Origin of the sequence: Pontibacillus sp. HMF3514, from assembly GCF_009858175.1 — a bacterium.
Lineage (GTDB): Bacteria > Bacillota > Bacilli > Bacillales > BH030062 > Pontibacillus.
The window spans coordinates 1-21610 of the sequence record NZ_CP047393.1; the positions used below are offsets into that span (position 1 = coordinate 1).

The window sequence follows — 21610 nt, forward strand, 5'->3', positions numbered from 1 at the left end:
TTGGAAAATATACAAGAGCTCTGGGAAAACACGTTAACGAAAATTGAAGAAAAGATTAGTAAACCAAGCTTTGAAACTTGGCTCAAAAGTACAAAGGCTGACTCTTTAAAGGATGACACGCTAGTTATTGTTGCACCCAATGAATTTGCAAGAGATTGGTTAGAGAGTCGTTATGCAAGTTTGATTTCCGACACATTATATGAAGTGACTGGAGCGGAACTTCAAACGAAATTTATTATTCCGGAAACGAAAGACGTCTCCCATGATGATATAAAACCAGCCATAAAACAGGTTCCTAATGATAAAGAGGATGGACAAGAATCTCCTCAAAGTATGCTGAATTCTAAATACACGTTTGATACTTTTGTAATTGGTTCAGGTAACCGATTTGCCCATGCAGCTTCACTTGCAGTTGCGGAAGCTCCAGCAAAAGCCTATAACCCATTATTTATTTATGGTGGAGTTGGACTTGGTAAAACCCACTTAATGCATGCAATTGGGCACTATGTATTGGATCATAATCCATCAGCAAAAGTTGTCTATCTGTCTTCTGAGAAATTTACAAATGAATTCATTAATTCAATTCGTGATAACAAAGCCATCAACTTCCGCAATAAATATCGAAATGTGGACGTGCTTTTAATAGATGATATTCAATTCTTAGCTGGAAAAGAACAAACACAAGAAGAATTTTTCCATACGTTTAATACACTTCATGAAGAAAATAAGCAGATTGTTATTTCTAGTGATCGACCACCAAAAGAGATTCCAACTTTAGAAGATCGACTACGTTCTCGATTTGAATGGGGCTTAATTACTGATATTACGCCGCCTGATTTAGAAACTCGTATCGCTATTTTACGCAAAAAAGCTAAGGCTGAAGGTTTGGATATTCCAAATGAAGTTATGCTATATATTGCGAATCAAATTGACACCAATATTCGTGAATTGGAAGGTGCTCTCATTCGAGTGGTAGCTTATTCGTCATTGATTAATCAAGATATTGATGCATCACTTGCTGCTGAAGCATTGAAGGATATTATACCTAGTTCGAAACCAAAAGTGATTACGATCCAGGCCATTCAAGAGGTAGTGGCTGAAAAATATAACGTGAAACTCGAGGATTTTGCAGCGAAAAAACGTACCAAAACCATTGCGTTCCCACGTCAGATTGCCATGTATTTGTCTAGAGAAATGACGGACTATTCTCTACCGAAGATTGGCGAAGAGTTTGGAGGCCGTGATCATACTACTGTCATTCATGCACATGAAAAAATTTCGAAACAGTTAGCAGATGATCAACAGCTACAAAAAGATTTAGATGAATTACGTGAGACACTAAAATCTTCATAAGCTAGATTATTAGTAAAATAAGCGACAATGATCTATTTTTTTAGACAATTCGACACATTTCTTCTAAATCACCCTGTTGATAACTGAAGAAACTGTCCCATGAATTACTCACAATCTATCCACATGTGGATATCCTTGTTCGCATGTGTTTTAATAAGTTATTCACAAATTCACACGCTCTATTACTATTACGATCTTTAAAATATAAATAAATATATAATATAAAGATCCATTTAGGAGGATTCGTTTCGATGAAATTTACTATTCAACGCGATCAATTGATGGATAGCGTACAAGATGTCATGAAAGCTATCTCTTCTAGGACAACAATTCCAATCCTTACGGGGATGAAAATTGAAGCAACTACAGAAGGGGTTAAATTAACAGGTAGTGATTCTGATATCTCTATTGAATCGTTTATCCCTAAAGAAGATGATGGGATCGTTTATGTTGAAAATATAGAACCTGGAAGTATCGTATTACAGGCTAAATACTTTCCTGATATTGTTCGAAAACTTCCTCAACAGACTGTAGAAATTGAAGTTGATGATCACTTAAACGTTAGTATTCGTTCTGGTAGTGCTGAGTTCCACCTAAATGGCCAGGATGCAGAAGAGTATCCACATCTTCCTCAACTTTCAACGGAACAGAGTTTTGAGGTACCAATCGATTTACTCAAAGACCTAATTCGTCAAACGGTATTTGCGGTGTCCACCTCAGAAACACGACCTATCTTGACAGGTGTAAACATGAAGGTCGAAGATGAGAACTTGAGTTTTGTAGCAACGGATAGTCACCGTTTAGCATCTCGTGATATTCCTTTGAAGGAACAGGCTCTAAATCTTTCGTTTAATAACGTTGTAATTCCAGGAAAAAGTTTAACGGAATTAAACAAAATTCTCGGAGACTCACAGGAGAGTATTGTCATTAGTGTTACGGAAAACCAAATCTTATTCCGTACGAAGAATCTATATTTCTTATCCCGACTTTTAGATGGCAATTATCCTGAAACATCTCGATTAATTCCTGATCAAACTAAAACCCTTGTAACAATTGATACTAAAGAGCTTCTACAGTCTATTGATCGCGCTGCATTACTAGCAAAAGAGAATCGAAATAGTGTTGTTAAATTAACAACGAAAGAGAACAACCAAATTGAAATTACAAGTAATTCTCCTGAGATTGGTAAAGTTGTGGAAGAAGTTCATGCAGAATCAGTTGAAGGCGAAGATTTGAAAATTTCTTTTAGTGCAAAATATATGATGGATTCCCTGAAGATTATGGATACGGATAAAGTTCATATTCAATTTACTGGAGCTATGCGTCCATTCCTTATTCGTCCAAATGAGGATGAACAAATTCTTCAGCTAATCCTACCAGTAAGAACTTACTAAAAATAAATACCATGTAAAAAAAAGGTGTTGAACCCAAAAAATCCTACTGCTATGAAGATGGTGGTAGGATTTTTTAATATTCCCTTAGGATTATTTTTAAACTGCAATAGAAAGGGTTTTTGAAATACATTTTCCCGTTGCTTTTCTTATGGGCAAATCTTTAGTAAAATAGATAGAAGGCCAAGACTGAAGAAATAAGGTGGATAATATGAACGAAAATATTGAAATTGCAACAGAAACCATCCAATTGGGTCAATTTTTACAGATTGCCAATGTCATTGAGACGGGCGGAATGGCAAAATGGTTCCTTTCTGAATATCCAGTTTTTGTAAATGGTGAACGAGAGGATCGAAGAGGTAAGAAAATTTCCATTGGCGATGTTGTAGAAGTTGAAGGGGTTGGAACCTTTACTGTTGTAAGAGAATCCTAATTCCCATGAAAACTAAAGGGGAATATTCATGCACATAGAAGAGTTAACGTTAAAGCAATATCGAAACTATAAAGATCTCCATCTAACCTTTGATGATAAAATCAATGTCATTATCGGTGAGAATGCTCAAGGAAAGACGAATCTCATGGAGGCTATCTATGTTTTAGCTTTTTCGCGATCTTATCGAACACCCCGTGACAAAGAACTCATTATGTGGGACGAAGAATATGCTAAAATAAAAGGTAGTGTTTATAAACGAAAGCGCCGTTTTCCTTTGGAAGTTATAGTGTCTAAAAAGGGAAAGAAAGCGAAATTAAATCACTTAGAGCAGAAACGATTAAGTGATTATATTGGTGCTTTAAATATTGTAATGTTCGCACCTGAAGATTTAAACCTGGTAAAAGGCAATCCTCAGGTTCGTCGTCGTTTTATAGATATGGAGATCGGACAAATACAACCTGCCTATATTTATCATTTAGGACAGTTCCAAAAAGTCTTAAAGCAACGAAATCATTTATTAAAAGAATATCAACGAAATCAGCATAAACAACAAGATACTACCATGCTACAAATCCTAACAGAACAACTGATTGAGCATGCTGCTACTGTGGTTCAGCGTCGATTTAACTTTTTACATTTGCTTAGAAAGTGGGCTGGACCGATTCATCATGGAATAAGCCGACAGCTAGAGGAACTCCAAATTGAGTATGATGCTTCGGCTGATGTATCAGAGGACATGGATTTGTCAACACTGGTAAGGGTATTTGAAGATAAATTTAAGGAAGTTGAAAAACGAGAAATCGAGAGGGGAACAACTCTTGTTGGCCCTCATCGTGATGATTTGATTTTCAAGGTGAACGGCAAGGATGTGCAAACGTATGGGTCACAAGGGCAACAACGAACGACAGCACTTTCTTTAAAACTTGCTGAAATCGAGTTGATCTTCAACGAAGTAGGCGAATATCCGATACTTTTATTGGATGATGTATTAAGTGAGCTAGATGATTATCGTCAATCACACTTATTACACACCATTCAAGGAAAAGTTCAAACATTCGTCTCAACAACGAGTGTGGAAGGAATCGAACACGAAACGCTTGAACAAGCGGAATTATTTTATGTTCAACAAGGCCATGTATCGAGAGAGAATTGAGGTGGCACGATGTTTATTCATATCGGGGATGATCATGTAATTGAATCTGAGGATGTCATATCAATCATTGATTGTGAACTTTTATCCTCGTCTTCCATTGTGGAAGAAATGATTTTTAACCAAAGGAAAAATCAACGAGTTTTTGAAACGCCAGATGCGGATGCGAAAGCCATTGTCATCACAAAGGACTATATCTACTTTAGCTCATTATCCGTTCTAACGTTAAAGAAACGTGCTAACATGACATCTACTTTAAATAAATTAGAAGATTTCTCTGAAGGAACTGTGGAGTAAGACAAGATAAAATAATAACCTCTGGAAAGAAGTGTAGGTGAATATTATGACAATGGAAGAAAAGCTTTCAGAGCAACAAGCCTATGATGAAAATCAAATACAAGTCCTTGAAGGATTAGAAGCTGTTCGTAAACGCCCAGGGATGTATATTGGTTCAACGAATGAAAAGGGGTTACACCACCTCGTTTGGGAAATCGTTGATAACAGTATTGATGAAGCGTTAGCTGGCTATTGTGATCATATTACTGTAACGATTGAAAAGGATAATAGTATCACTGTTACCGATAACGGACGTGGAATTCCTGTAGGGATGCACAAAAAAGCCAATCGTCCAGCTGTTGAAGTTATTTTAACCGTATTACACGCTGGTGGTAAATTTGGTGGCGGCGGATACAAGGTATCTGGTGGTCTACATGGTGTTGGTGCTTCTGTAGTTAACGCTTTATCTAGTGAACTAGAAGTATTCGTTCATCTAGATGGCCAGATTCACTACCAAAAATATCATCGTGGTGTACCTGATGAAGATTTGAAAGTGATTGGTGAAACTGACGTGTCTGGTACGCGTATTCACTTTAAGCCTGATATAGAAATTTTCTCAGAAACACAAGAATACAATTTTGACACTTTAGCAAATCGTTTACGAGAACTTGCCTTCCTAAACAAGGGGATTAAAATCTCGATTAACGATGAGCGTGATGAAGAACAAGAAGATAAAGAATTTTTATATGAAGGCGGAATTGTATCTTACGTTGAACACTTAAATCGTACACGTGATGGCCTTCATGAGCCGTTTTATGTTGAAAGTGAAAGTGAAGAAATTAGTGTTGAGGTCTCGTTACAATATAACGATGGCTTTGTGAGTAACATTTATTCCTTTGCGAATAATATCCACACGTATGAAGGTGGGACGCACGAGTCAGGATTTAAAACGGCATTGACCCGTGTCATTAATGACTATGCACGTAAGAATCAAATGTTTAAAGAAAATGATCCGAACTTAACGGGGGATGACGTACGCGAAGGCTTAACGGCTATTATTTCAATCAAACACCCTGACCCTCAGTTCGAAGGTCAAACGAAAACAAAGCTTGGAAATAGTGAAGCCCGTACAGTTACGGACAATATTTTCAATGAGTATTTCTCTAAATACCTATTTGAGAATCCTGATTCTGCTAAACAAATTGTTGAAAAAGGGTTAATGGCATCACGAGCTCGTGCAGCTGCGAAAAAAGCCCGTGAGTTAACTCGACGCAAGAATGCTTTAGAGGTATCAAACCTACCTGGTAAACTTGCTGATTGTTCATCTAAAGATCCTTCTATAAGTGAACTTTATGTCGTGGAGGGTGACTCTGCGGGAGGTTCAGCTAAGCAGGGGCGTGACCGTCATTACCAAGCAATCTTACCGTTACGCGGAAAGATCATTAACGTTGAAAAAGCACGTTTAGATAAGATTCTTTCAAATAATGAGGTTCGAGCAATCATAACAGCACTTGGTACTGGAATTGGAGAAGAGTTTGATATTTCTAAGGCCCGTTACCAAAAGATTGTGATTATGACGGATGCTGACGTCGATGGGGCTCATATTCGTACGTTATTATTAACCTTCTTTTACCGATATATGCGTCCATTGTTAGAGCATGGTTATATTTATATTGCACAGCCACCATTGTATAAAATTCAACAAGGTAAAGCCATTTACTATGCGTTTAACGATAAAGAGATGGAATCGAAGCTAGAGGAATTACCAAAGACACCTAAGCCTGGTCTACAGCGCTATAAGGGTCTTGGTGAGATGAATCCTGAACAGCTTTGGGAAACGACTATGGATCCAGAAACTCGTACTTTGCTTCAGGTTAGTTTACAAGATGCGATTGAAGCAGATGAAATTTTTGAGATCCTTATGGGCGATAAAGTAGAACCTCGTCGTAATTTCATTCAGGATAACGCTGCATACGTTAAAAACTTAGACGTATAAAGCAGTCGTAAATAACATTATTCTAGTTTTGACTCCTAGCTCCTCGTGACATAAGCAACCTTTCTACAGTGGACTTCTAACCGCTTTTGAAATCTTGCTTATGCACACGGAGCTATACAGTCGCCTACACTTTTCGTTTTAAGAGGGAGGTAATTCTATGGCGGAACAAGATCGCCCCCAGGTTCAGGAAGTCAATATAAGTCAGGAAATGAAGACATCCTTTTTAGATTATGCAATGAGTGTTATTGTCTCTCGTGCATTACCTGACGTGCGTGACGGACTCAAACCCGTACACCGTCGTATTTTATATGCAATGCATGACTTAGGTATGCATTCTGATAAAGCTTACAAAAAATCGGCCCGTATTGTTGGAGAAGTTATCGGTAAGTATCACCCGCATGGTGACTCAGCTGTATATGACTCTATGGTACGTATGGCACAAGATTTTAACTATCGATATATGCTTGTAGATGGACACGGAAACTTTGGTTCTGTGGATGGTGATGCAGCAGCAGCCATGCGTTACACAGAAGCACGTATGTCCAAAATATCAATGGAAATCCTTCGAGATATTAACAAGGATACAATTAATTACGATGATAACTATGATGGTTCAGAAAGAGAACCACTCGTACTACCTGCTCGCTTCCCAAACTTACTTGTAAATGGAGCTAGCGGGATTGCTGTAGGGATGGCAACCAATATCCCACCTCACCAATTAGGTGAAGTAATCGATGCAGTTCTAGCAGTTAGTAAAGATCCAGAGATCACGATAGATGAACTGATGACGGAGTACATTTTTGGTCCAGATTTCCCTACATCTGGTGAAATTTTAGGTCGTACTGGCATTCGTAAAGCCTATGAAACCGGAAAAGGCTCTATTACGGTTCGAGCTAAGGTTGAAATTGAGGAACAAGCGAATGGAAAAGCACGCTTAATTGCTTCAGCTCTACCATTCCAGGTCAATAAAGCGAAATTAATCGAAAAAATAGCTGAACTTGTTCGAGATAAGAAAATTGATGGCATAACAGATTTACGTGATGAATCCGACCGCGATGGACTGCGTGTCGTAATTGAGTTACGTAAAGATGTAAACCCAAATGTTGTGTTAAACAACTTATACAAACAAACAGCCTTGCAAACGTCGTTTGGTATTAATATGCTCGCACTAGTAAATGGAGAGCCGAAGGTATTAAATTTAAAGCAGTGTCTTGAGCATTATTTAGATCATCAAAAGGTGGTTATTCGCCGTCGTACTGAATATGAGTTAAAGAAAGCACAAGCTCGAGCTCATATTCTAGAAGGACTACGTATTGCACTTGACCATATTGATGAAATTATTGCCTTAATTCGTGGATCTCAAACCACAGATATTGCGCGCGAAGGTTTAATGACTCAATATGAGTTGTCTGAAAAGCAAGCTCAGGCGATTCTCGATATGCGTTTGCAGCGTCTAACAGGCCTAGAACGCGACAAAATCGAAGAAGAATATCAAGAGCTAGCGAAGTTAATTGATGAACTCAAAGCAATTCTTGCGGATGACGAAAAGGTTCTTGAAATTATCCGTGAAGAATTAGAAGACATTAAAGAGCGCTTTAATGATAAACGTCGTACAGAAATTGTCGCAGGGGGAACAGATTTCATTGAAGATGAAGACTTAATCCCTGAAGAGACAATTATCGTAACATTAACGCACCAAGGATATATAAAACGTCTCCCAGCAACAACATATCGTTCACAACGTCGTGGTGGACGTGGTGTTCAAGGTATGGGGACAAATGAAGATGACTTCGTAGAACATCTTTTATCTACTTCAACGCACAATACACTGTTGTTCTTCACCAATAAAGGTAAAGTGTATCGCGCTAAAGGGTATGAGATTCCTGAGTTTAGCAGAACAGCGAAAGGAATCCCGATCATTAACATGTTAGAAGTTGATAAAGGGGAATGGGTTAATGCCGTAATCCCAATTGAAGAATTCGCTGAAGATTGGTATTTATTCTTCACTACAAAGAGTGGTATTTCTAAGCGAACATCCCTTGATCAGTTTGCGAACATTCGTAAAGGTGGTTTAATTGCCTTAAACCTTCGTGAAGATGATGAACTGATTTCTGTTCGATTAACAGATGGATCGAAGCATATCATGATTGGTACAAAAGGCGGTTATCTGATTCGCTTCCCTGAAGAAGATGTTCGTACAATGGGTCGTACAGCTACTGGTGTTAAAGGAATCTCATTACGTGATGATGATGAGGTTGTATCAATGGAAATCATTGAGGATGGCCTACAAGTACTAAACGTAACGACAAAAGGATTCGGAAAACGAACACCTGCAGAAGAGTATCGTATCACTGGTAGAGGTGGTAAAGGTATCCGTACGTGTAACTTGACCGATAAAAATGGTGAAGTTGTAGCCGTTAAATCGGTTACTGGCGAAGAGGATGTAATGATTATCACTGCTAGTGGTGTGCTAATTCGTATGCCAGTAGAAAGTATTTCTCAAACAAGTCGTAACACACAAGGGGTTCGACTCATTCGACTTGGAGAAGGGGAAGAAGTAGCTACATTGGCTCAAATCGAAAGCGAAGACGATGAACATGAAGTAACCCAACCTGCGGAAGTCGTAAGTGAACAACAACCAGAAGAATCAACAGAAGAAGAGTAAGAATGAAAAAGAGGATACACGTTTTAGTGATCCTCTTTTCTTTTATCCTATTTTAAGTGATAATGAGGATATAGTTAAAACCTTCCACATTAAGATTCTAAGCGGTTGCCTCCGCTTATCTACTTAAGTAATAAGAGGATGTGAAACCATGCGTGTACACCCAAGTCAGTTAGTTCCAGGATGTATGGTCTTGAAAGATGTGATGGGACAAACAAATCATCCTATTATAGAGAAGAATACTGTTATTAAGCCTATTCATATTACGGTTTTACATAAGTTTTTAATTGAAGAAATAGATGTAGGTCCTAAGCTTGCTAGTGGAGAAGTTTTCAAACCTGAGGAGTATATAGAGGAAGAAGAATCAGAGGATGCAAAGAATAACCCTGTAAAAGGAATTACTAGCTTTGCTGATCAATATCTTGATGCTGTTCAAGCCTATAAAAGTATGTTTAAAAACTGGCAGGCCGGATCATCTATTGATATTACGAAAGTACGCAAAACGATCGTTCCATTAATTCACGAAGCTTTGAAGGATAAAAGTCAGGTCTTTATGTTGCACCATTATTCCACTAAAGAGAATTACTTTTATCATCATAGTATTGCTGTTGGATTACTATCCTCGATCATTGCTAATCAAATGAACTTCTCGCAAGGAGAAGTTATTCAGATCGGCTTAACTGGTTTTTTGAGTGATGCCGGCATGTCAAAGATAGAGGAACGAATTATGAAAAAGCGCGGACCGTTAACTTCTCTAGAATTTGAGGAAGTCAAAAAACATCCTACCTATTCCTATAGACTTTTAGAAAAAATACCTGTATTAAAAAATGAGGTTCGCCTCGGTGTATTGCAGCACCATGAACGACGTGATGGTTCTGGGTATCCTATCGGAATTGCAGAGGATAAGCTACATCCGTATGGTAAAATTGTAGCTGTTAGCGATATGTATCATGCAATGACATCAGAGCGTATTTATAAAACAAAGAAGTCCCCATTTAAAGTGATAGAAGAGATGATGCAGGACCAATTCGGTAAATTTGATCATAAAGTTGTTCAGGCTTTTATAGATAGTATGACGAACTTCTCCACTGGTACCAAGGTGAAATTATCGAATAACCAAGAAGGTGAGATTGTATTTATCGAAGCGAAAACTCCAACACGCCCGATGGTTCGTTTATTTCATAACGATGAGATCATCCATCTTAAAAATTACCGAGATATTTTTATTGAAGAAATTGTTTCAAATCCAAGTTAACCAAAGGACTACCTCTATTGGAGGTTAGTCCTTTTTTATGTCATAGGAAATTATAAAAGTGTTAGCTTGTGTATAACCCTTTTATGAGAGTGTGGCCAAGTCCAGTCCCTTCGTTGCTAAACAGGCGCTTACGTTTTTGTTCTGTCCATAAAAATATGAGCCATCAAACGAGGGATTTTTTCACTTGTGGTCTCAAGAAAAGCTTGTATAAACACAAGATCCTCACTAGAAAATGAATGAAGCACATCTCCCCACCACTCCGTTTCATAACGACAAATCATGCTAAGGTTATAGAGTAAAATATAATGATTGAGTACCTCAGGAAGATAGGAGAATAAGCTCCGCCGTTTTGGTAGCACTAATTGCTCTGTTTGTGAATCCATATAAAAAAAGGAACGACCTAGATGATCAATAGGTGCGTACATGTTGATAACGATAAAATCTTCTTGTTGTTCAATATCTTTAATATTGGGTAGAACCTGCTTCATATGTTGTTCAAAATAGGAGTACGTCCAGTGATAATCATCTAGAATTCTAATAGGAATCTTAAGTATTTGATTTTCTTGATGTCCTATCGAGTAAAAGGACGATGGTTTATTAGGAAATTGATAAACGTGATCCACTTCTGGAATTCTCCGTAGCAACTCATCCATAGAAAACTTTTGATCAAGAAGATGATCCACATGAAATAAATGCTTAGAAACATAGGAAAACAACCCTTTATGTTGGATCTTTACTTCATCTTGTAAAAAGGTATAGTTTTGCTTTTTGCGTTTTCGACTTGATACGCCATGAGCTAGTACTGCAGTCGTTTCAGGATAATCTGGTCTACAAGTTAAAAGAGCTGCTTTTAAGAGTTGGGACATGCCGTAAAAATAGAGCACTGGCTTTATAGAGAGTGGTGCTTTTCTTCCTTGTTCATAGTAGGTTTCGGCATGTTCAAGAAAATAGATGAACCGATACGTATTGTCGAAACATTTCTTCTCAGGATCTTCAAAACCTTGTTGTTTATAGCACTCTTTTAAGTATTTTTGCGTAAAAGGGGCAGATTGTAGCTGAGTATAAATGGACTGAATATTTTGCATTTTAATAAGTACTCTCCCCTTTCCTCAAAACTGTTGAAAAAGCCTTTAGAATGTCGTAAGGTTATGTAAAATATAAAGTCTGTTTGCTTAGTGTAACCAACTTTTGAGGAAACCATGAATGTTTTAGGAGGGGCTAAATCATGAGAGAAGATAAGTTTGTAAAAGAGAGCTTAACGTTTGATGATGTATTGCTTATTCCAGCGAAATCGGATGTACTACCAAGAGAGGTTGATGTGGCAACAAGCTTGTCGAAAACCCTTAATCTGAATGTACCTATCATTAGTGCTGGTATGGATACTGTAACTGAAGCAGAAATGGCAATTGGCATGGCAAGACAAGGTGGACTAGGGATCATCCACAAGAGTATGTCCATTGAGGAACAAGCTGAGCAGGTTGATCGTGTGAAGCGCAGCGAAAGTGGTGTTATTTCAAATCCATTCTTTTTAACGCCTGAAAATCAGGTTTATGATGCTGAGCACTTGATGGGGAAATTTCGCATTTCAGGTGTGCCAATTGTGAATAATGATGTAGAACAGAAGCTTACAGGAATTATTACAAATCGTGATCTTCGTTTTATCCAGGACTATTCCATTCAAATTTCAGAAGTGATGACGAGTGAAAATCTAGTCACAGCCCCAGTTGGGACAACGTTAGAGGAAGCGGGAAAAATCCTACAAGGATACAAGATTGAAAAGCTTCCACTCATCGATGAAGAAGGTGTACTCAAAGGACTTATTACGATTAAGGACATTGAAAAAGTGATTGAATTCCCTAACTCAGCTAAAGATGAACAAGGTCGTTTACTTGCTGGAGCTGCGGTAGGTGTAACAGCTGATGCAGATCTCCGTATTCAAAAGCTTGTTGAAGCTGGAGTGGATGTTGTTGTTATCGATACAGCTCATGGTCATTCTCAAGGTGTTATGGATCAAGTGCGTAAGGTAAGGGAAGAATATCCTGATTTGAATATTATGGCTGGTAACGTAGGAACCAAACAAGGAACACGCGATTTAATTGAAGCAGGAGCGAACATTATTAAGGTTGGTATTGGACCTGGTTCCATTTGTACAACTCGTGTTGTTGCAGGTGTCGGTGTTCCACAAATTTCAGCAGTTTATGAATGTGCATCTGAAGCGGCAAAGCATGATATCCCTGTTATTGCTGATGGAGGAATTAAATATTCTGGTGATATTGCAAAAGCTCTTGCAGCCGGTGCTCATGCAGTTATGCTTGGTAGCCTTTTTGCAGGCGTAACAGAAAGCCCTGGAGAGACAGAAATCTTCCAAGGACGCCGTTTTAAGGTTTATCGTGGTATGGGCTCTGTTGGTGCTATGAAATCTGGATCAAAGGATCGTTACTTCCAAGAATCAGAACAAGCTAACAAACTTGTACCTGAAGGAATTGAAGGTCGCGTACCTTATAAAGGTCCATTATCAGATTCTGTACATCAGCTTCTTGGAGGTCTCCGTTCAAGTATGGGTTACTGCGGAGCAGACACATTAGATCGTTTTAGAGAAGAAGCTCAGTTTACACGCATTACAAATGCTGGTTTACGTGAGAGCCATCCTCATGATGTGCAAATTACTAAAGAAGCACCAAACTATAGTGTGTAAATACGAGAAGAAAGCGGACTGCTAGCCCCAGGCTAGTAGTCCTTTTTTATACCCATAAACTATGCGTCATAGAGGCAAAAGTCGTGTTTCTTTATTATCTGAACATGTGATAAAATAGCCTCATGTACATAAATAAATGGAGGTTGAGATGGTTGAAACATAGATTAAGAGTTACCTTTTTATTACTTACTATGATCATGATGACATTCACATCCATGCTCGTAAGCCCAATATCGGCTTCGGCAGCTGTCGATGTGAAGGCCAAATCTGCTATTCTAGTAGATGGTGATACAGGAAAGATTTTATTTGAAAAAAGTGCAGATATGGCATTGCCTCCTGCAAGTATGACGAAAATGATGACAGAATACTTAGTCCTTGAAGCAATAGATCAAGGAAAGATTAGCTGGGACACAACTACTCGTATAAGTGATTACCCTTATAGCATATCAGCTGATCCAGCTTTTTCTGGAGTTGGCTTACGTCAAGATAAAGATTACACGGTTAAAGAACTATATAAAGCTATGGCCGTTAACTCTGATAATGCAACAACCATTGCCTTAGCTGAACTCATTGCTGGTTCAGAAGGTGATTTTGTTAAAATGATGCGCCAAAAAGCTGAGGAGATGGGATTACCAGATTATAAATTTGTGAACTCAACAGGACTTTCAAACTCAGACTTAGGTGGTAATTACCCTGAAGGGACACAACCTGATGCAGATAACCTATTATCAGCACGTTCCGCAGCCCTTCTTGCTTATAATTTAATTAACGATTATCCAGAAGCCTTAACATACTCTAGTATGCCAACCATTCAATTTGAAGATAAGAAGATTGAAAACTGGAACTGGATGCTCCCAGGAATGCCTGGCCAACTTGCTCAGTTTGGGTATCAAGGCCTGGATGGATTGAAAACGGGTTGGACAAACATGGCTGGTTTCTGTTTCACAGGAACAGCAGAACGTAACGGACAGCGTCTGATCTCCGTAGTCATGAAAACAGATAGTAAAGAAGCTCGATTTGCTGAAACACGCAAATTGATGGACTATGGATTTAACCAATTTACGAAAAAAGAATTATACCCAGCAGATTATCAAATTGATGGGGAATCAACTTTTGCTGTAACAAAAGGTAAAGAGGATTCTGTAGAAATTGCTTCTAAAGATCCGATATCTGTGACCATTCAAAAAGGTACAGAAGAACAATATAGTGTTGAATATAAGTTAGATGAATCGAAGTTTAACGATGAGGGTGAACTAACAGCTCCAATCAAAAAAGGTGAGCAACTTGGTACGATGAACCTTAAGAATAGTGGAGATGATTTTGGTTATATTACCGACAATGAAAGTAAACGAGAAACAGTTGCAGTGGTTACACAATCTGGTGTAGAAAAAGCTAACTGGTTTGTCTTAACGTTACGTACTATTGGGGACTTTTTCAGTGATATTTTCACAAGCGTTGCTGATACAGTAAAAGGTTGGTTCTAACCTGATTCATAATATAGGCATTTTAAGAATAATGCGTTAAAATAAAGGATAGAGTACAAACGTCCTAAAAGTTAGAACGATTGTCTAAATAAAGAGATAAGAAGAAGGATTGGGAGGAATTCAGCATGTCAAGAACAGGTACAGATCGTGTAAAACGTGGTATGGCAGAAATGCAAAAAGGCGGCGTCATCATGGACGTTGTTAACGCAGAACAGGCTAAAATTGCTGAGGAAGCAGGTGCCGTTGCCGTAATGGCATTAGAGCGTGTTCCAGCAGATATTCGTGCAGCAGGCGGCGTTGCTCGTATGGCTGACCCAACAATTGTTGAGGAAGTTATGAACGCTGTATCCATTCCAGTAATGGCTAAAGCACGTATTGGTCATGTTGTGGAAGCTCGTGTATTAGAATCTCTTGGTGTAGACTACATTGATGAAAGTGAAGTACTAACACCAGCTGATGAGATTTATCACATTAAAAAGAACGACTATACAGTTCCATTTGTTTGCGGCTGTCGTAACCTTGGTGAAGCAACTCGTCGTATTGGTGAAGGTGCTTCTATGCTTCGTACAAAAGGTGAACCAGGAACAGGTAACATCGTAGAAGCAGTACGCCATATGCGTGAAGTGCAATCTCAAATTCGTCAGGTTGTAAGCTTGTCAGATGATGAGTTAATGACGTATGCGAAAGACCATGGTGCACCTTATGAGCTTCTTCTTCAGATCAAGGAAGAAGGTCGTCTTCCGGTAGTAAACTTTGCAGCAGGTGGTATTGCAACACCAGCAGATGCAGCACTTATGATGCAGCTTGGTGCTGATGGGGTCTTCGTTGGATCTGGAATCTTCAAATCCAATAACCCACAGAAGTTTGCTCGTGCGATTGTAGAAGCAACTACACATTACGATGATTACAAACTAATTGGTGAACTTTCAAAAGATCTTGGTACAGCGATGAAGGGTATGGAAATGTCTACTCTTACAGAATCTGACCGTATGCAAGATCGCAGCCAGTAATTCACTAAAGGAGTATGCATCATGACAAAAATTGGTGTATTAGGTTTACAAGGTGCTGTCCGTGAGCACATTCGCTCTGTTGAAGAGAGTGGTGCTGAAGGCATCGTTGTGAAACGTATAGAACAACTTGATGAAATTGATGGTTTAATTATTCCAGGTGGCGAAAGTACAACCATGTGCCGTCTGATCGATAAATATCACTTTTTAGAGCCTCTTCAAGCTTTCGGAAAGAGTGGGAAGCCGATCTTTGGAACATGTGCAGGACTGATTTTATTAGCTGCAGATGTACAAGGTCGTGACACCTCTCACTTAGGCTTAATGAATATGAAGGTTGAACGAAATGCATTCGGTCGTCAACGTGAAAGCTTTGAAGCTGAACTTGAAATACAAGGTGTAGCGGATGATTTTGAAGCGGTATTTATACGCGCTCCTTATATCGCTGAAGTAGGTGAGGGTGCGTCGGTGCTTTCTCAATATCAGGATAAGATTGTAGCAGCTCAAGAAGGTCACTACTTGGCATGTGCCTTCCACCCAGAGTTAACGGATGATCATCGATTAACAGCCCATTTTGTTAAAATGGTGGAAGAATCGAAAAAATCCCTTGCATGTTAATCCAAAATTCGCTAATCTTAATAAACAACAAACTTAAAAAGCAAACGTGATGATAGGAACTAGTAACAATGGTCTTTTTCTCAAGAGAGCCGATGGTTGGTGAGAATCGGTGAAGGAGCCTTGTGAATCCATCCTTGAGCTGATCGATTGAAACCGATAGTAGGTCGATCCGGTGCTAGCGCATCGTTACTCTTGAAGTGAGCCGGAAGGGCTTTTTGTACCTTCAACCAGGGTGGCATCGCGGGAATATACAACTCTCGTCCCTATTTAATTAGGGACGGGAGTTTTTTATTTGCTTAGGAAATTATAAAATTTGTGGCTTGTGTATAACTCATTTATTAAAGCGTGGCCACATCCAGCTCCAGCGCCCAGCAACGAATGGACTTCCCTTGCCTCCGTTCGATAAGTCAACATCAAATTGCTTCACAATTTGTGTTTCCTTTTGCACATTTGATGACATGAAATTTTAGCGAAGGAGTGTTTCGACGTAGTTAAAATTTCTAGGTTAAAGTACCACAGCGACTAAGCTTCTGTCTGCGCCTATTGGCTTGCCAATCAGCAAGTTTAGTTAATCTCACTACGGGCTCAGTCCAGTCCCTTCGTTGCTAAACGGGCGCTTGCGCTTTTGTTCTTTGTTTTATAAAAAAAGGAGGATATACTATGTTAGACATGAAGTATTTACGAGCTAATTTTGATGAAGTGAAAGCGAAATTACAAAAACGAGGAGAAGACTTATCTGATCTTGATAAGTTCGGTGAATTGGATGAGCGTCGTCGTGAGCTTATTCGTAAAACAGAAGAACTAAAGGCAAAACGTAACGAAGTATCTAAACAAATCTCTGCTATGAAAAAAGAGAAAAAAGATGCTGACCATCTCATTACAGAAATGCGTGAGGTTGGTGAGCGCGTTAAAGCTCTTGATACCGAATTAAAAGAGGTAGAAGAACAGCTCGAAACATTGATGCTTTCTATTCCAAACATTCCTCATGAGAGTGTTCCTGTTGGTGAAGATGAAGATGACAACGTCCTTGATCGTGAGTGGGGAGACGTGCCTCAATTTGGGTTTGAAGCAAAACCCCATTGGGATATTGCTGACCAGTTAGGTATTTTGGACTTCGAACGTGCATCTAAAGTTACTGGAAGCCGTTTCGTCTTTTATAAAAACTTAGGTGCTCGCTTAGAGCGTGCTTTAATGAGTTTCATGATGGATATTCATGCTGATGAGCACGGCTATGAAGAAATGCTCCCTCCATACATGATTAACAGCACAAGCATGACAGGAACAGGTCAGCTCCCTAAATTCGCAGAGGATGCTTTCAAGATTGAAGAATGGGATTACTATCTTGCTCCTACAGCTGAAGTCCCTGTTACAAACTATCACCGTGAAGAGATCTTAACAGACGAAGATCTGCCGAAGAAATATGTAGCCTTTAGTGGTTGCTTCCGTTCTGAAGCTGGGTCTGCAGGTCGTGACACGCGTGGGTTAATTCGTCAGCATCAATTTAACAAAGTTGAACTTGTACACTTTGTAAAGCCTGAAGAATCTTACGATGTACTTGAGCAGTTAACAGGCCACGCAGAAAAAGTATTGCAATTGCTTAAATTGCCATACCGTGTGATGAGCATGTGTACAGGAGACCTTGGCTTCACTGCTGCGAAAAAATACGACATTGAAGTTTGGATCCCAAGCCAAGATACGTACCGTGAAATCTCTTCTTGCTCTAACTTTGAAGATTTCCAGGCACGCCGCGCAGGCATCCGTTTCCGCCGCGAACAAAAAGGAAAGCCAGAATTTGTACACACACTTAATGGATCTGGCCTAGCAATCGGCCGTACAGTAGCTGCAATTCTTGAAAATTACCAGAAAGAAGACGGCACTGTTGTAATTCCTGAAGTCCTACGTCCGTATATGGGTGGTAAGGAAGTTATTAAGTAATTAAGTGTCGGGAGTGACGCAGAACAAACAAAACTGACGCTTAAATATAAAACTTTATATAGTAGATGTGAAAAGCCACAGGAGTCCTGAATAGCTCCTGTGGCTTTTTCATAAAGAAGGAATTCATCTTATTCATCACGAAAGAAATAAAACACCAAATTATTGAAATGAGGTGATTGATGTGAAAAGTCCAATTCATAATCAAATCAATACAGTATTTGTTCATGTGAGAGACTTGAAACAAGCTGTGAAATGGTATGGTGATCTATTGGGACTATCTTATAAACTCGATACAGTAGCAGACCCTGTTCACAATATACATGTAAATCATCACACGTGTCTGACACTAGATGCAGGGCCATCTGAATTGACTAAGGAATTTACCCCATCACCTTATCCATTGTTTAACATACAATCCACAAATATAGATGATGCATTTAATTATGTAACAGAGCTTGGATATCAAATTGACTCTGATATTATACGATTTGACGATGTTTCATTCTTTAATGTGAAAGATCCTAATGGAAATGTCATTATGATTTGTGAAGGGTAAAATCTAAATAGCCGATACCTTCATGAGAAGGTATCGGCTATTTGTTTATGTTTATTGCATGGTATCTGTCTTTTCAAATTGATCATTTTTACGATAGTTTTTTGGAACACCTTGTTCATCGTAGTAATAAATACTGTAGCTATTTACTTTGTTATTTTCAACGCCAACAAAAACAATTAATTGAACATCTTTATTGATAAAAGATTCATAATCCAGACTGTCACGATTACTAGGAGCATTGTAGCTATAACCATCAACGGTTTTCTTGTCATAACGCCACAAGTTTTTTCCGTCTTTATCACTAGTGACTTTTTGATTTGGTTCACCTAACAGGGATGTAACTTCTTTCATTGGCATACCAAGAGATAGCTCTTGTTTCAATAGTTGAGCTGTTAACTCTTTAGGTGCATTCTTCTCTTCTGATTCAGAAGATGTTTTTTGCTCATCTGCTTCATTTTTGTTTTCTTTCTCTTGTTCATTTTCATTTTGGGATTGATTCTTGTCCTGATTTTCGTTAGAATCATTTTGGGCAGCATCCTTGTCTTCTTCTTGGACAGGTTGATCTGATTCTTCAGTGGCTGCAGCTTCTTGTTCAGGTTTTTCCTGACAGCTAGCTAGAATGAAAATCAACATACATGCTGCAAAAGGGTATAACCATTTCTTCATGGGATCTCTCCTTTTTCTTATGTAGGTTCTTCCATATCATATCGAATGCTTGTCGATTTTTGTAGAGGAAGAAAGCCCCAAACATAAAAAAAGATAAAAAAATGTAGAAAATACATTGACTCTCATAGGAGACCATGATATATTAGTATTTGTCGCACGGAGGAGTACCCAAGTTCGGCTGAAGGGAGCGGTCTTGAAAACCGCCAGGGGGTTAACGCCCCGCGGGGGTTCGAATCCCTCCTCCTCCGCCATTTTTTATGCGCGTAAAAATTGGAGATTGGAAATCATCCTCTTTGGATTGATTTTTTTAATAACGCATATAAGAAACATCCCATTTTTAGTGGGATGTTTTTTTTAATGTTTTTTAGTGTTACCATATATTTGAAACAATAGGGGTCTACATATAGATGGGTGGAGGTGATCTTAACGTGTGGTTTACACTATTATTGTTACTAAGTCCATTGATCATCATTGGTATTCTTTCAGAGATCAAACGACGAAAACGTATCAATACAAATTACGATAGACACCGTCCAACTGCGTATGGACAGGACACAGATGAACGACCACATTATGAAATGGGAGAAGGCATTAGAGGTGATTAAAAAAGCTTAGGGCATAGCCCTAAGCTTTTATGTTAATTGACGTGATCTCCATTTTCTTGATTGTTGAATGAAGTGACCAATTTTCTCAAGGATTGGTTCTATTGAAGTTGGGTCATTTACAACATCATAATCAGCAATATTTAGACGAAGAACTGGACATGAATTGAAGTTGTCGATCCAGTTTTCATAGCGATTGAACATTTCTTCCCAGTATTCAACAGGTGTTTGTTGCTCCATTGGGCGTCCACGTTCTTGGATTCGACCGACCACATCATCAAACGATCCTTCTAGATAAATTAATAGATCAGGATGAGGGAAGTAAGGTGTCATAACCATGGCATCAAAGAGGTTTGTGTACGTGTTATAATCCACCTCATTCATTGTGCCTTTCTCGTAATGCATTTTGGCAAAGATCCCTGTATCTTCGTAGATAGAACGATCTTGAATAAAGCCACCGCCATATTCAAAGATTTTCTTTTGTTCTTTGAATCGTTCTGCTAAGAAGTACACTTGCAAGTGAAAGCTCCAACGTTCAAAGTCATGATAAAACTTATCTAAATAAGGATTCGTATCCACTTTCTCTAATGAAGTTCTAAAGTTAAGAGCTTTCGCTAAGGCATTTGTCATCGTTGACTTACCTACGCCAACGGTTCCGGCAATTGTAATGACCGAATCATGCGGGATGCCATATTCGTTTCTTCGATTCATTGTATAACTTCCCCTTTTTCAAAATGATTTTCGATCGTTTGAATCATGTAATCCAAATCATCCTGATGCTTGATAAAGTCTAAATCATCACCATTAAACCGAATGACAGGAATATCTGGATTCTCTTTCTCAAACTTCTCCATAAACAGGTCATAATCCGCAGAGAGCTGTTCCAGGTAACTGGCCTGTATATTTTGCTCGACTTTGCGACCTCGCATACGGATACGATCTAACAATGTGTCCAGGCTTGCATGAAGATAGACAATCATATTCGGCCTTGGCATGTCTTGTGTTAGAATATCGTAAATTTGTACATATTTATTATATTGTTCTTCTTTCAACGTTCTTTCAGCAAAAATTAAGTTTTTGGAAATATGGTAATCCGATACAACCGGTTTATTACAAGCGAGATATTTCTTTTCGATGTCTTCTAGTTGCTTATAACGATTACACAAGAAAAACATTTCCGTTTGAAAGCTCCACTCTTCAATATCGTCGTAAAACTTCCCTAAAAACGGATTCTCCTCAACAATTTCTTTTAATAGCGTGTATTCAAATTGGGAGGCAATCTTCTTGGCAAGAGATGTTTTCCCAACACCGATGGGGCCTTCCACTGCTATAAAGGGTGTGCGTCCCATGTTCCTCCTCCTTCACCAACAGTCAAAATTCGATACGTTCTGACAGACAAATTATATTTTATCATACCATTGGATTGGAAGTAACATGTGAAATGACTGAAATTCATTCCATAGATAAAAAAATACAAAATTATGCGAAGATTCAGGTATCATCGACGTCAGTGCAGCAAGCTTTGCAAATTGAA

At 38.7% G+C, this 21610-nt stretch carries 19 protein-coding genes, 1 tRNA gene and 1 other annotated feature; of the genes, 16 read left to right on the top strand and 4 right to left on the bottom strand.

Going from position 1 to position 21610, the window contains the following annotated elements:
- From dnaA to GS400_RS00040, 8 genes are all read left to right on the top strand, one after another.
- On the top strand, nucleotides 1-1353 hold the full coding sequence (gene dnaA, locus GS400_RS00005; protein WP_160098047.1) for a chromosomal replication initiator protein DnaA: 1353 nt from the start codon (nucleotides 1-3) through the stop codon (nucleotides 1351-1353).
- Between the two features lie 251 nt (nucleotides 1354-1604).
- Nucleotides 1605-2747: a DNA polymerase III subunit beta gene (dnaN, locus tag GS400_RS00010; RefSeq protein ID WP_160098049.1), complete on the top strand. Its 1143-nt coding sequence runs from the start codon at nucleotides 1605-1607 to the stop codon at nucleotides 2745-2747.
- A gap of 208 nt (nucleotides 2748-2955) precedes the next feature.
- Nucleotides 2956-3177, top strand: coding sequence for a S4 domain-containing protein YaaA (yaaA, locus tag GS400_RS00015; RefSeq protein WP_160098051.1), 222 nt, complete (start codon nucleotides 2956-2958; stop codon nucleotides 3175-3177).
- A gap of 28 nt (nucleotides 3178-3205) precedes the next feature.
- A complete protein-coding gene (gene recF, locus GS400_RS00020; protein ID WP_160098053.1) occupies nucleotides 3206-4330 on the top strand; it encodes a DNA replication/repair protein RecF in 1125 nt (374 codons plus the stop codon).
- A 9-nt stretch (nucleotides 4331-4339) separates the two neighbouring features.
- On the top strand, nucleotides 4340-4624 hold the full coding sequence (gene remB / locus GS400_RS00025) for an extracellular matrix regulator RemB (protein WP_027446949.1): 285 nt from the start codon (nucleotides 4340-4342) through the stop codon (nucleotides 4622-4624).
- Nucleotides 4625-4670: 46 nt separating this feature from the next.
- Nucleotides 4671-6599, top strand: a complete 1929-nt coding sequence (gene gyrB, locus GS400_RS00030) for a DNA topoisomerase (ATP-hydrolyzing) subunit B (protein WP_370519724.1) — start codon at nucleotides 4671-4673, stop codon at nucleotides 6597-6599.
- Nucleotides 6600-6756: 157 nt separating this feature from the next.
- Nucleotides 6757-9264 carry a DNA gyrase subunit A gene (gyrA, locus tag GS400_RS00035; RefSeq protein WP_160098055.1) on the top strand — a complete coding sequence of 836 codons (2508 nt, stop codon included), beginning with the start codon at nucleotides 6757-6759 and terminating at the stop codon, nucleotides 9262-9264.
- Between the two features lie 148 nt (nucleotides 9265-9412).
- Complete coding sequence (locus tag GS400_RS00040; protein ID WP_160098057.1) at nucleotides 9413-10516, top strand: HD-GYP domain-containing protein; 1104 nt, start codon at nucleotides 9413-9415, stop codon at nucleotides 10514-10516.
- Nucleotides 10517-10644: 128 nt separating this feature from the next.
- Here GS400_RS00040 and GS400_RS00045 read toward each other — a convergent pair whose 3' ends face one another.
- On the bottom strand, nucleotides 10645-11601 hold the full coding sequence (locus GS400_RS00045) for a YaaC family protein (protein ID WP_160098059.1): 957 nt from the start codon (nucleotides 11599-11601) through the stop codon (nucleotides 10645-10647).
- A gap of 140 nt (nucleotides 11602-11741) precedes the next feature.
- Here GS400_RS00045 and guaB point away from each other — a divergent pair, with 140 nt between their 5' ends.
- The 6 genes from guaB to GS400_RS00075 all read left to right on the top strand — a co-directional run bounded on the left by guaB (nucleotide 11742) and on the right by GS400_RS00075 (nucleotide 18808).
- A complete protein-coding gene (gene guaB / locus GS400_RS00050) occupies nucleotides 11742-13211 on the top strand; it encodes an IMP dehydrogenase (RefSeq protein ID WP_160098061.1) in 1470 nt (489 codons plus the stop codon).
- Between the two features lie 152 nt (nucleotides 13212-13363).
- A complete protein-coding gene (locus GS400_RS00055) occupies nucleotides 13364-14695 on the top strand; it encodes a serine hydrolase (RefSeq protein ID WP_370519725.1) in 1332 nt (443 codons plus the stop codon).
- A 125-nt stretch (nucleotides 14696-14820) separates the two neighbouring features.
- On the top strand, nucleotides 14821-15705 hold the full coding sequence (gene pdxS, locus GS400_RS00060) for a pyridoxal 5'-phosphate synthase lyase subunit PdxS (protein WP_027446956.1): 885 nt from the start codon (nucleotides 14821-14823) through the stop codon (nucleotides 15703-15705).
- 21 nt (nucleotides 15706-15726) lie between these two features.
- Nucleotides 15727-16317 (top strand): pyridoxal 5'-phosphate synthase glutaminase subunit PdxT, encoded by a 591-nt coding sequence (pdxT, locus tag GS400_RS00065; protein ID WP_160098063.1) that lies wholly within the window; start codon nucleotides 15727-15729, stop codon nucleotides 16315-16317.
- Nucleotides 16318-16357: 40 nt separating this feature from the next.
- Nucleotides 16358-16585, top strand: a binding site (T-box leader).
- 392 nt (nucleotides 16586-16977) lie between these two features.
- A complete protein-coding gene (serS, locus tag GS400_RS00070) occupies nucleotides 16978-18252 on the top strand; it encodes a serine--tRNA ligase (protein WP_160098065.1) in 1275 nt (424 codons plus the stop codon).
- A gap of 181 nt (nucleotides 18253-18433) precedes the next feature.
- Nucleotides 18434-18808, top strand: a complete 375-nt coding sequence (locus GS400_RS00075; RefSeq protein WP_160098067.1) for a VOC family protein — start codon at nucleotides 18434-18436, stop codon at nucleotides 18806-18808.
- A 51-nt stretch (nucleotides 18809-18859) separates the two neighbouring features.
- Here GS400_RS00075 and GS400_RS00080 read toward each other — a convergent pair whose 3' ends face one another.
- Complete coding sequence (locus tag GS400_RS00080; RefSeq protein ID WP_160098069.1) at nucleotides 18860-19474, bottom strand: hypothetical protein; 615 nt, start codon at nucleotides 19472-19474, stop codon at nucleotides 18860-18862.
- Nucleotides 19475-19632: 158 nt separating this feature from the next.
- Between GS400_RS00080 and GS400_RS00085 the strand changes: the two genes are divergently transcribed.
- Both GS400_RS00085 and GS400_RS00090 read left to right on the top strand, forming a co-directional pair.
- Nucleotides 19633-19725: transfer RNA gene (locus GS400_RS00085), tRNA-Ser, on the top strand.
- A 156-nt stretch (nucleotides 19726-19881) separates the two neighbouring features.
- Complete coding sequence (locus GS400_RS00090; protein ID WP_160098071.1) at nucleotides 19882-20079, top strand: hypothetical protein; 198 nt, start codon at nucleotides 19882-19884, stop codon at nucleotides 20077-20079.
- 27 nt (nucleotides 20080-20106) lie between these two features.
- Here GS400_RS00090 and GS400_RS00095 read toward each other — a convergent pair whose 3' ends face one another.
- Nucleotides 20107-20787, bottom strand: coding sequence for a deoxynucleoside kinase (locus GS400_RS00095; protein ID WP_160098073.1), 681 nt, complete (start codon nucleotides 20785-20787; stop codon nucleotides 20107-20109).
- Nucleotides 20784-21425 (bottom strand): deoxynucleoside kinase, encoded by a 642-nt coding sequence (locus GS400_RS00100; protein WP_160098075.1) that lies wholly within the window; start codon nucleotides 21423-21425, stop codon nucleotides 20784-20786. The genes GS400_RS00095 and GS400_RS00100 overlap by 4 nt, the downstream gene beginning before the upstream one ends.
- Nucleotides 21426-21610: the final 185 nt, after the last annotated feature.

Excerpts from the sequence above, each read along its gene's own strand:
- dnaN (WP_160098049.1), top strand. The coding sequence starts at position 1,605 with ATGAAATTTACTATTCAACGCGATCAATTGATGGATAGCGTACAAGAT.
- yaaA (WP_160098051.1), top strand. The coding sequence starts at position 2,956 with ATGAACGAAAATATTGAAATTGCAACAGAAACCATCCAATTGGGTCAA.
- recF (WP_160098053.1), top strand. The coding sequence starts at position 3,206 with ATGCACATAGAAGAGTTAACGTTAAAGCAATATCGAAACTATAAAGAT.
- remB (WP_027446949.1), top strand. The coding sequence starts at position 4,340 with ATGTTTATTCATATCGGGGATGATCATGTAATTGAATCTGAGGATGTC.
- gyrB (WP_370519724.1), top strand. The coding sequence starts at position 4,671 with ATGACAATGGAAGAAAAGCTTTCAGAGCAACAAGCCTATGATGAAAAT.
- gyrA (WP_160098055.1), top strand. The coding sequence starts at position 6,757 with ATGGCGGAACAAGATCGCCCCCAGGTTCAGGAAGTCAATATAAGTCAG.
- GS400_RS00040 (WP_160098057.1), top strand. The coding sequence starts at position 9,413 with ATGCGTGTACACCCAAGTCAGTTAGTTCCAGGATGTATGGTCTTGAAA.
- GS400_RS00045 (WP_160098059.1), bottom strand. The coding sequence starts at position 11,601 with ATGCAAAATATTCAGTCCATTTATACTCAGCTACAATCTGCCCCTTTT.
- guaB (WP_160098061.1), top strand. The coding sequence starts at position 11,742 with ATGAGAGAAGATAAGTTTGTAAAAGAGAGCTTAACGTTTGATGATGTA.
- pdxS (WP_027446956.1), top strand. The coding sequence starts at position 14,821 with ATGTCAAGAACAGGTACAGATCGTGTAAAACGTGGTATGGCAGAAATG.
- pdxT (WP_160098063.1), top strand. The coding sequence starts at position 15,727 with ATGACAAAAATTGGTGTATTAGGTTTACAAGGTGCTGTCCGTGAGCAC.
- serS (WP_160098065.1), top strand. The coding sequence starts at position 16,978 with ATGTTAGACATGAAGTATTTACGAGCTAATTTTGATGAAGTGAAAGCG.
- GS400_RS00080 (WP_160098069.1), bottom strand. The coding sequence starts at position 19,474 with ATGAAGAAATGGTTATACCCTTTTGCAGCATGTATGTTGATTTTCATT.
- GS400_RS00090 (WP_160098071.1), top strand. The coding sequence starts at position 19,882 with ATGGGTGGAGGTGATCTTAACGTGTGGTTTACACTATTATTGTTACTA.
- GS400_RS00095 (WP_160098073.1), bottom strand. The coding sequence starts at position 20,787 with ATGAATCGAAGAAACGAATATGGCATCCCGCATGATTCGGTCATTACA.
- GS400_RS00100 (WP_160098075.1), bottom strand. The coding sequence starts at position 21,425 with ATGGGACGCACACCCTTTATAGCAGTGGAAGGCCCCATCGGTGTTGGG.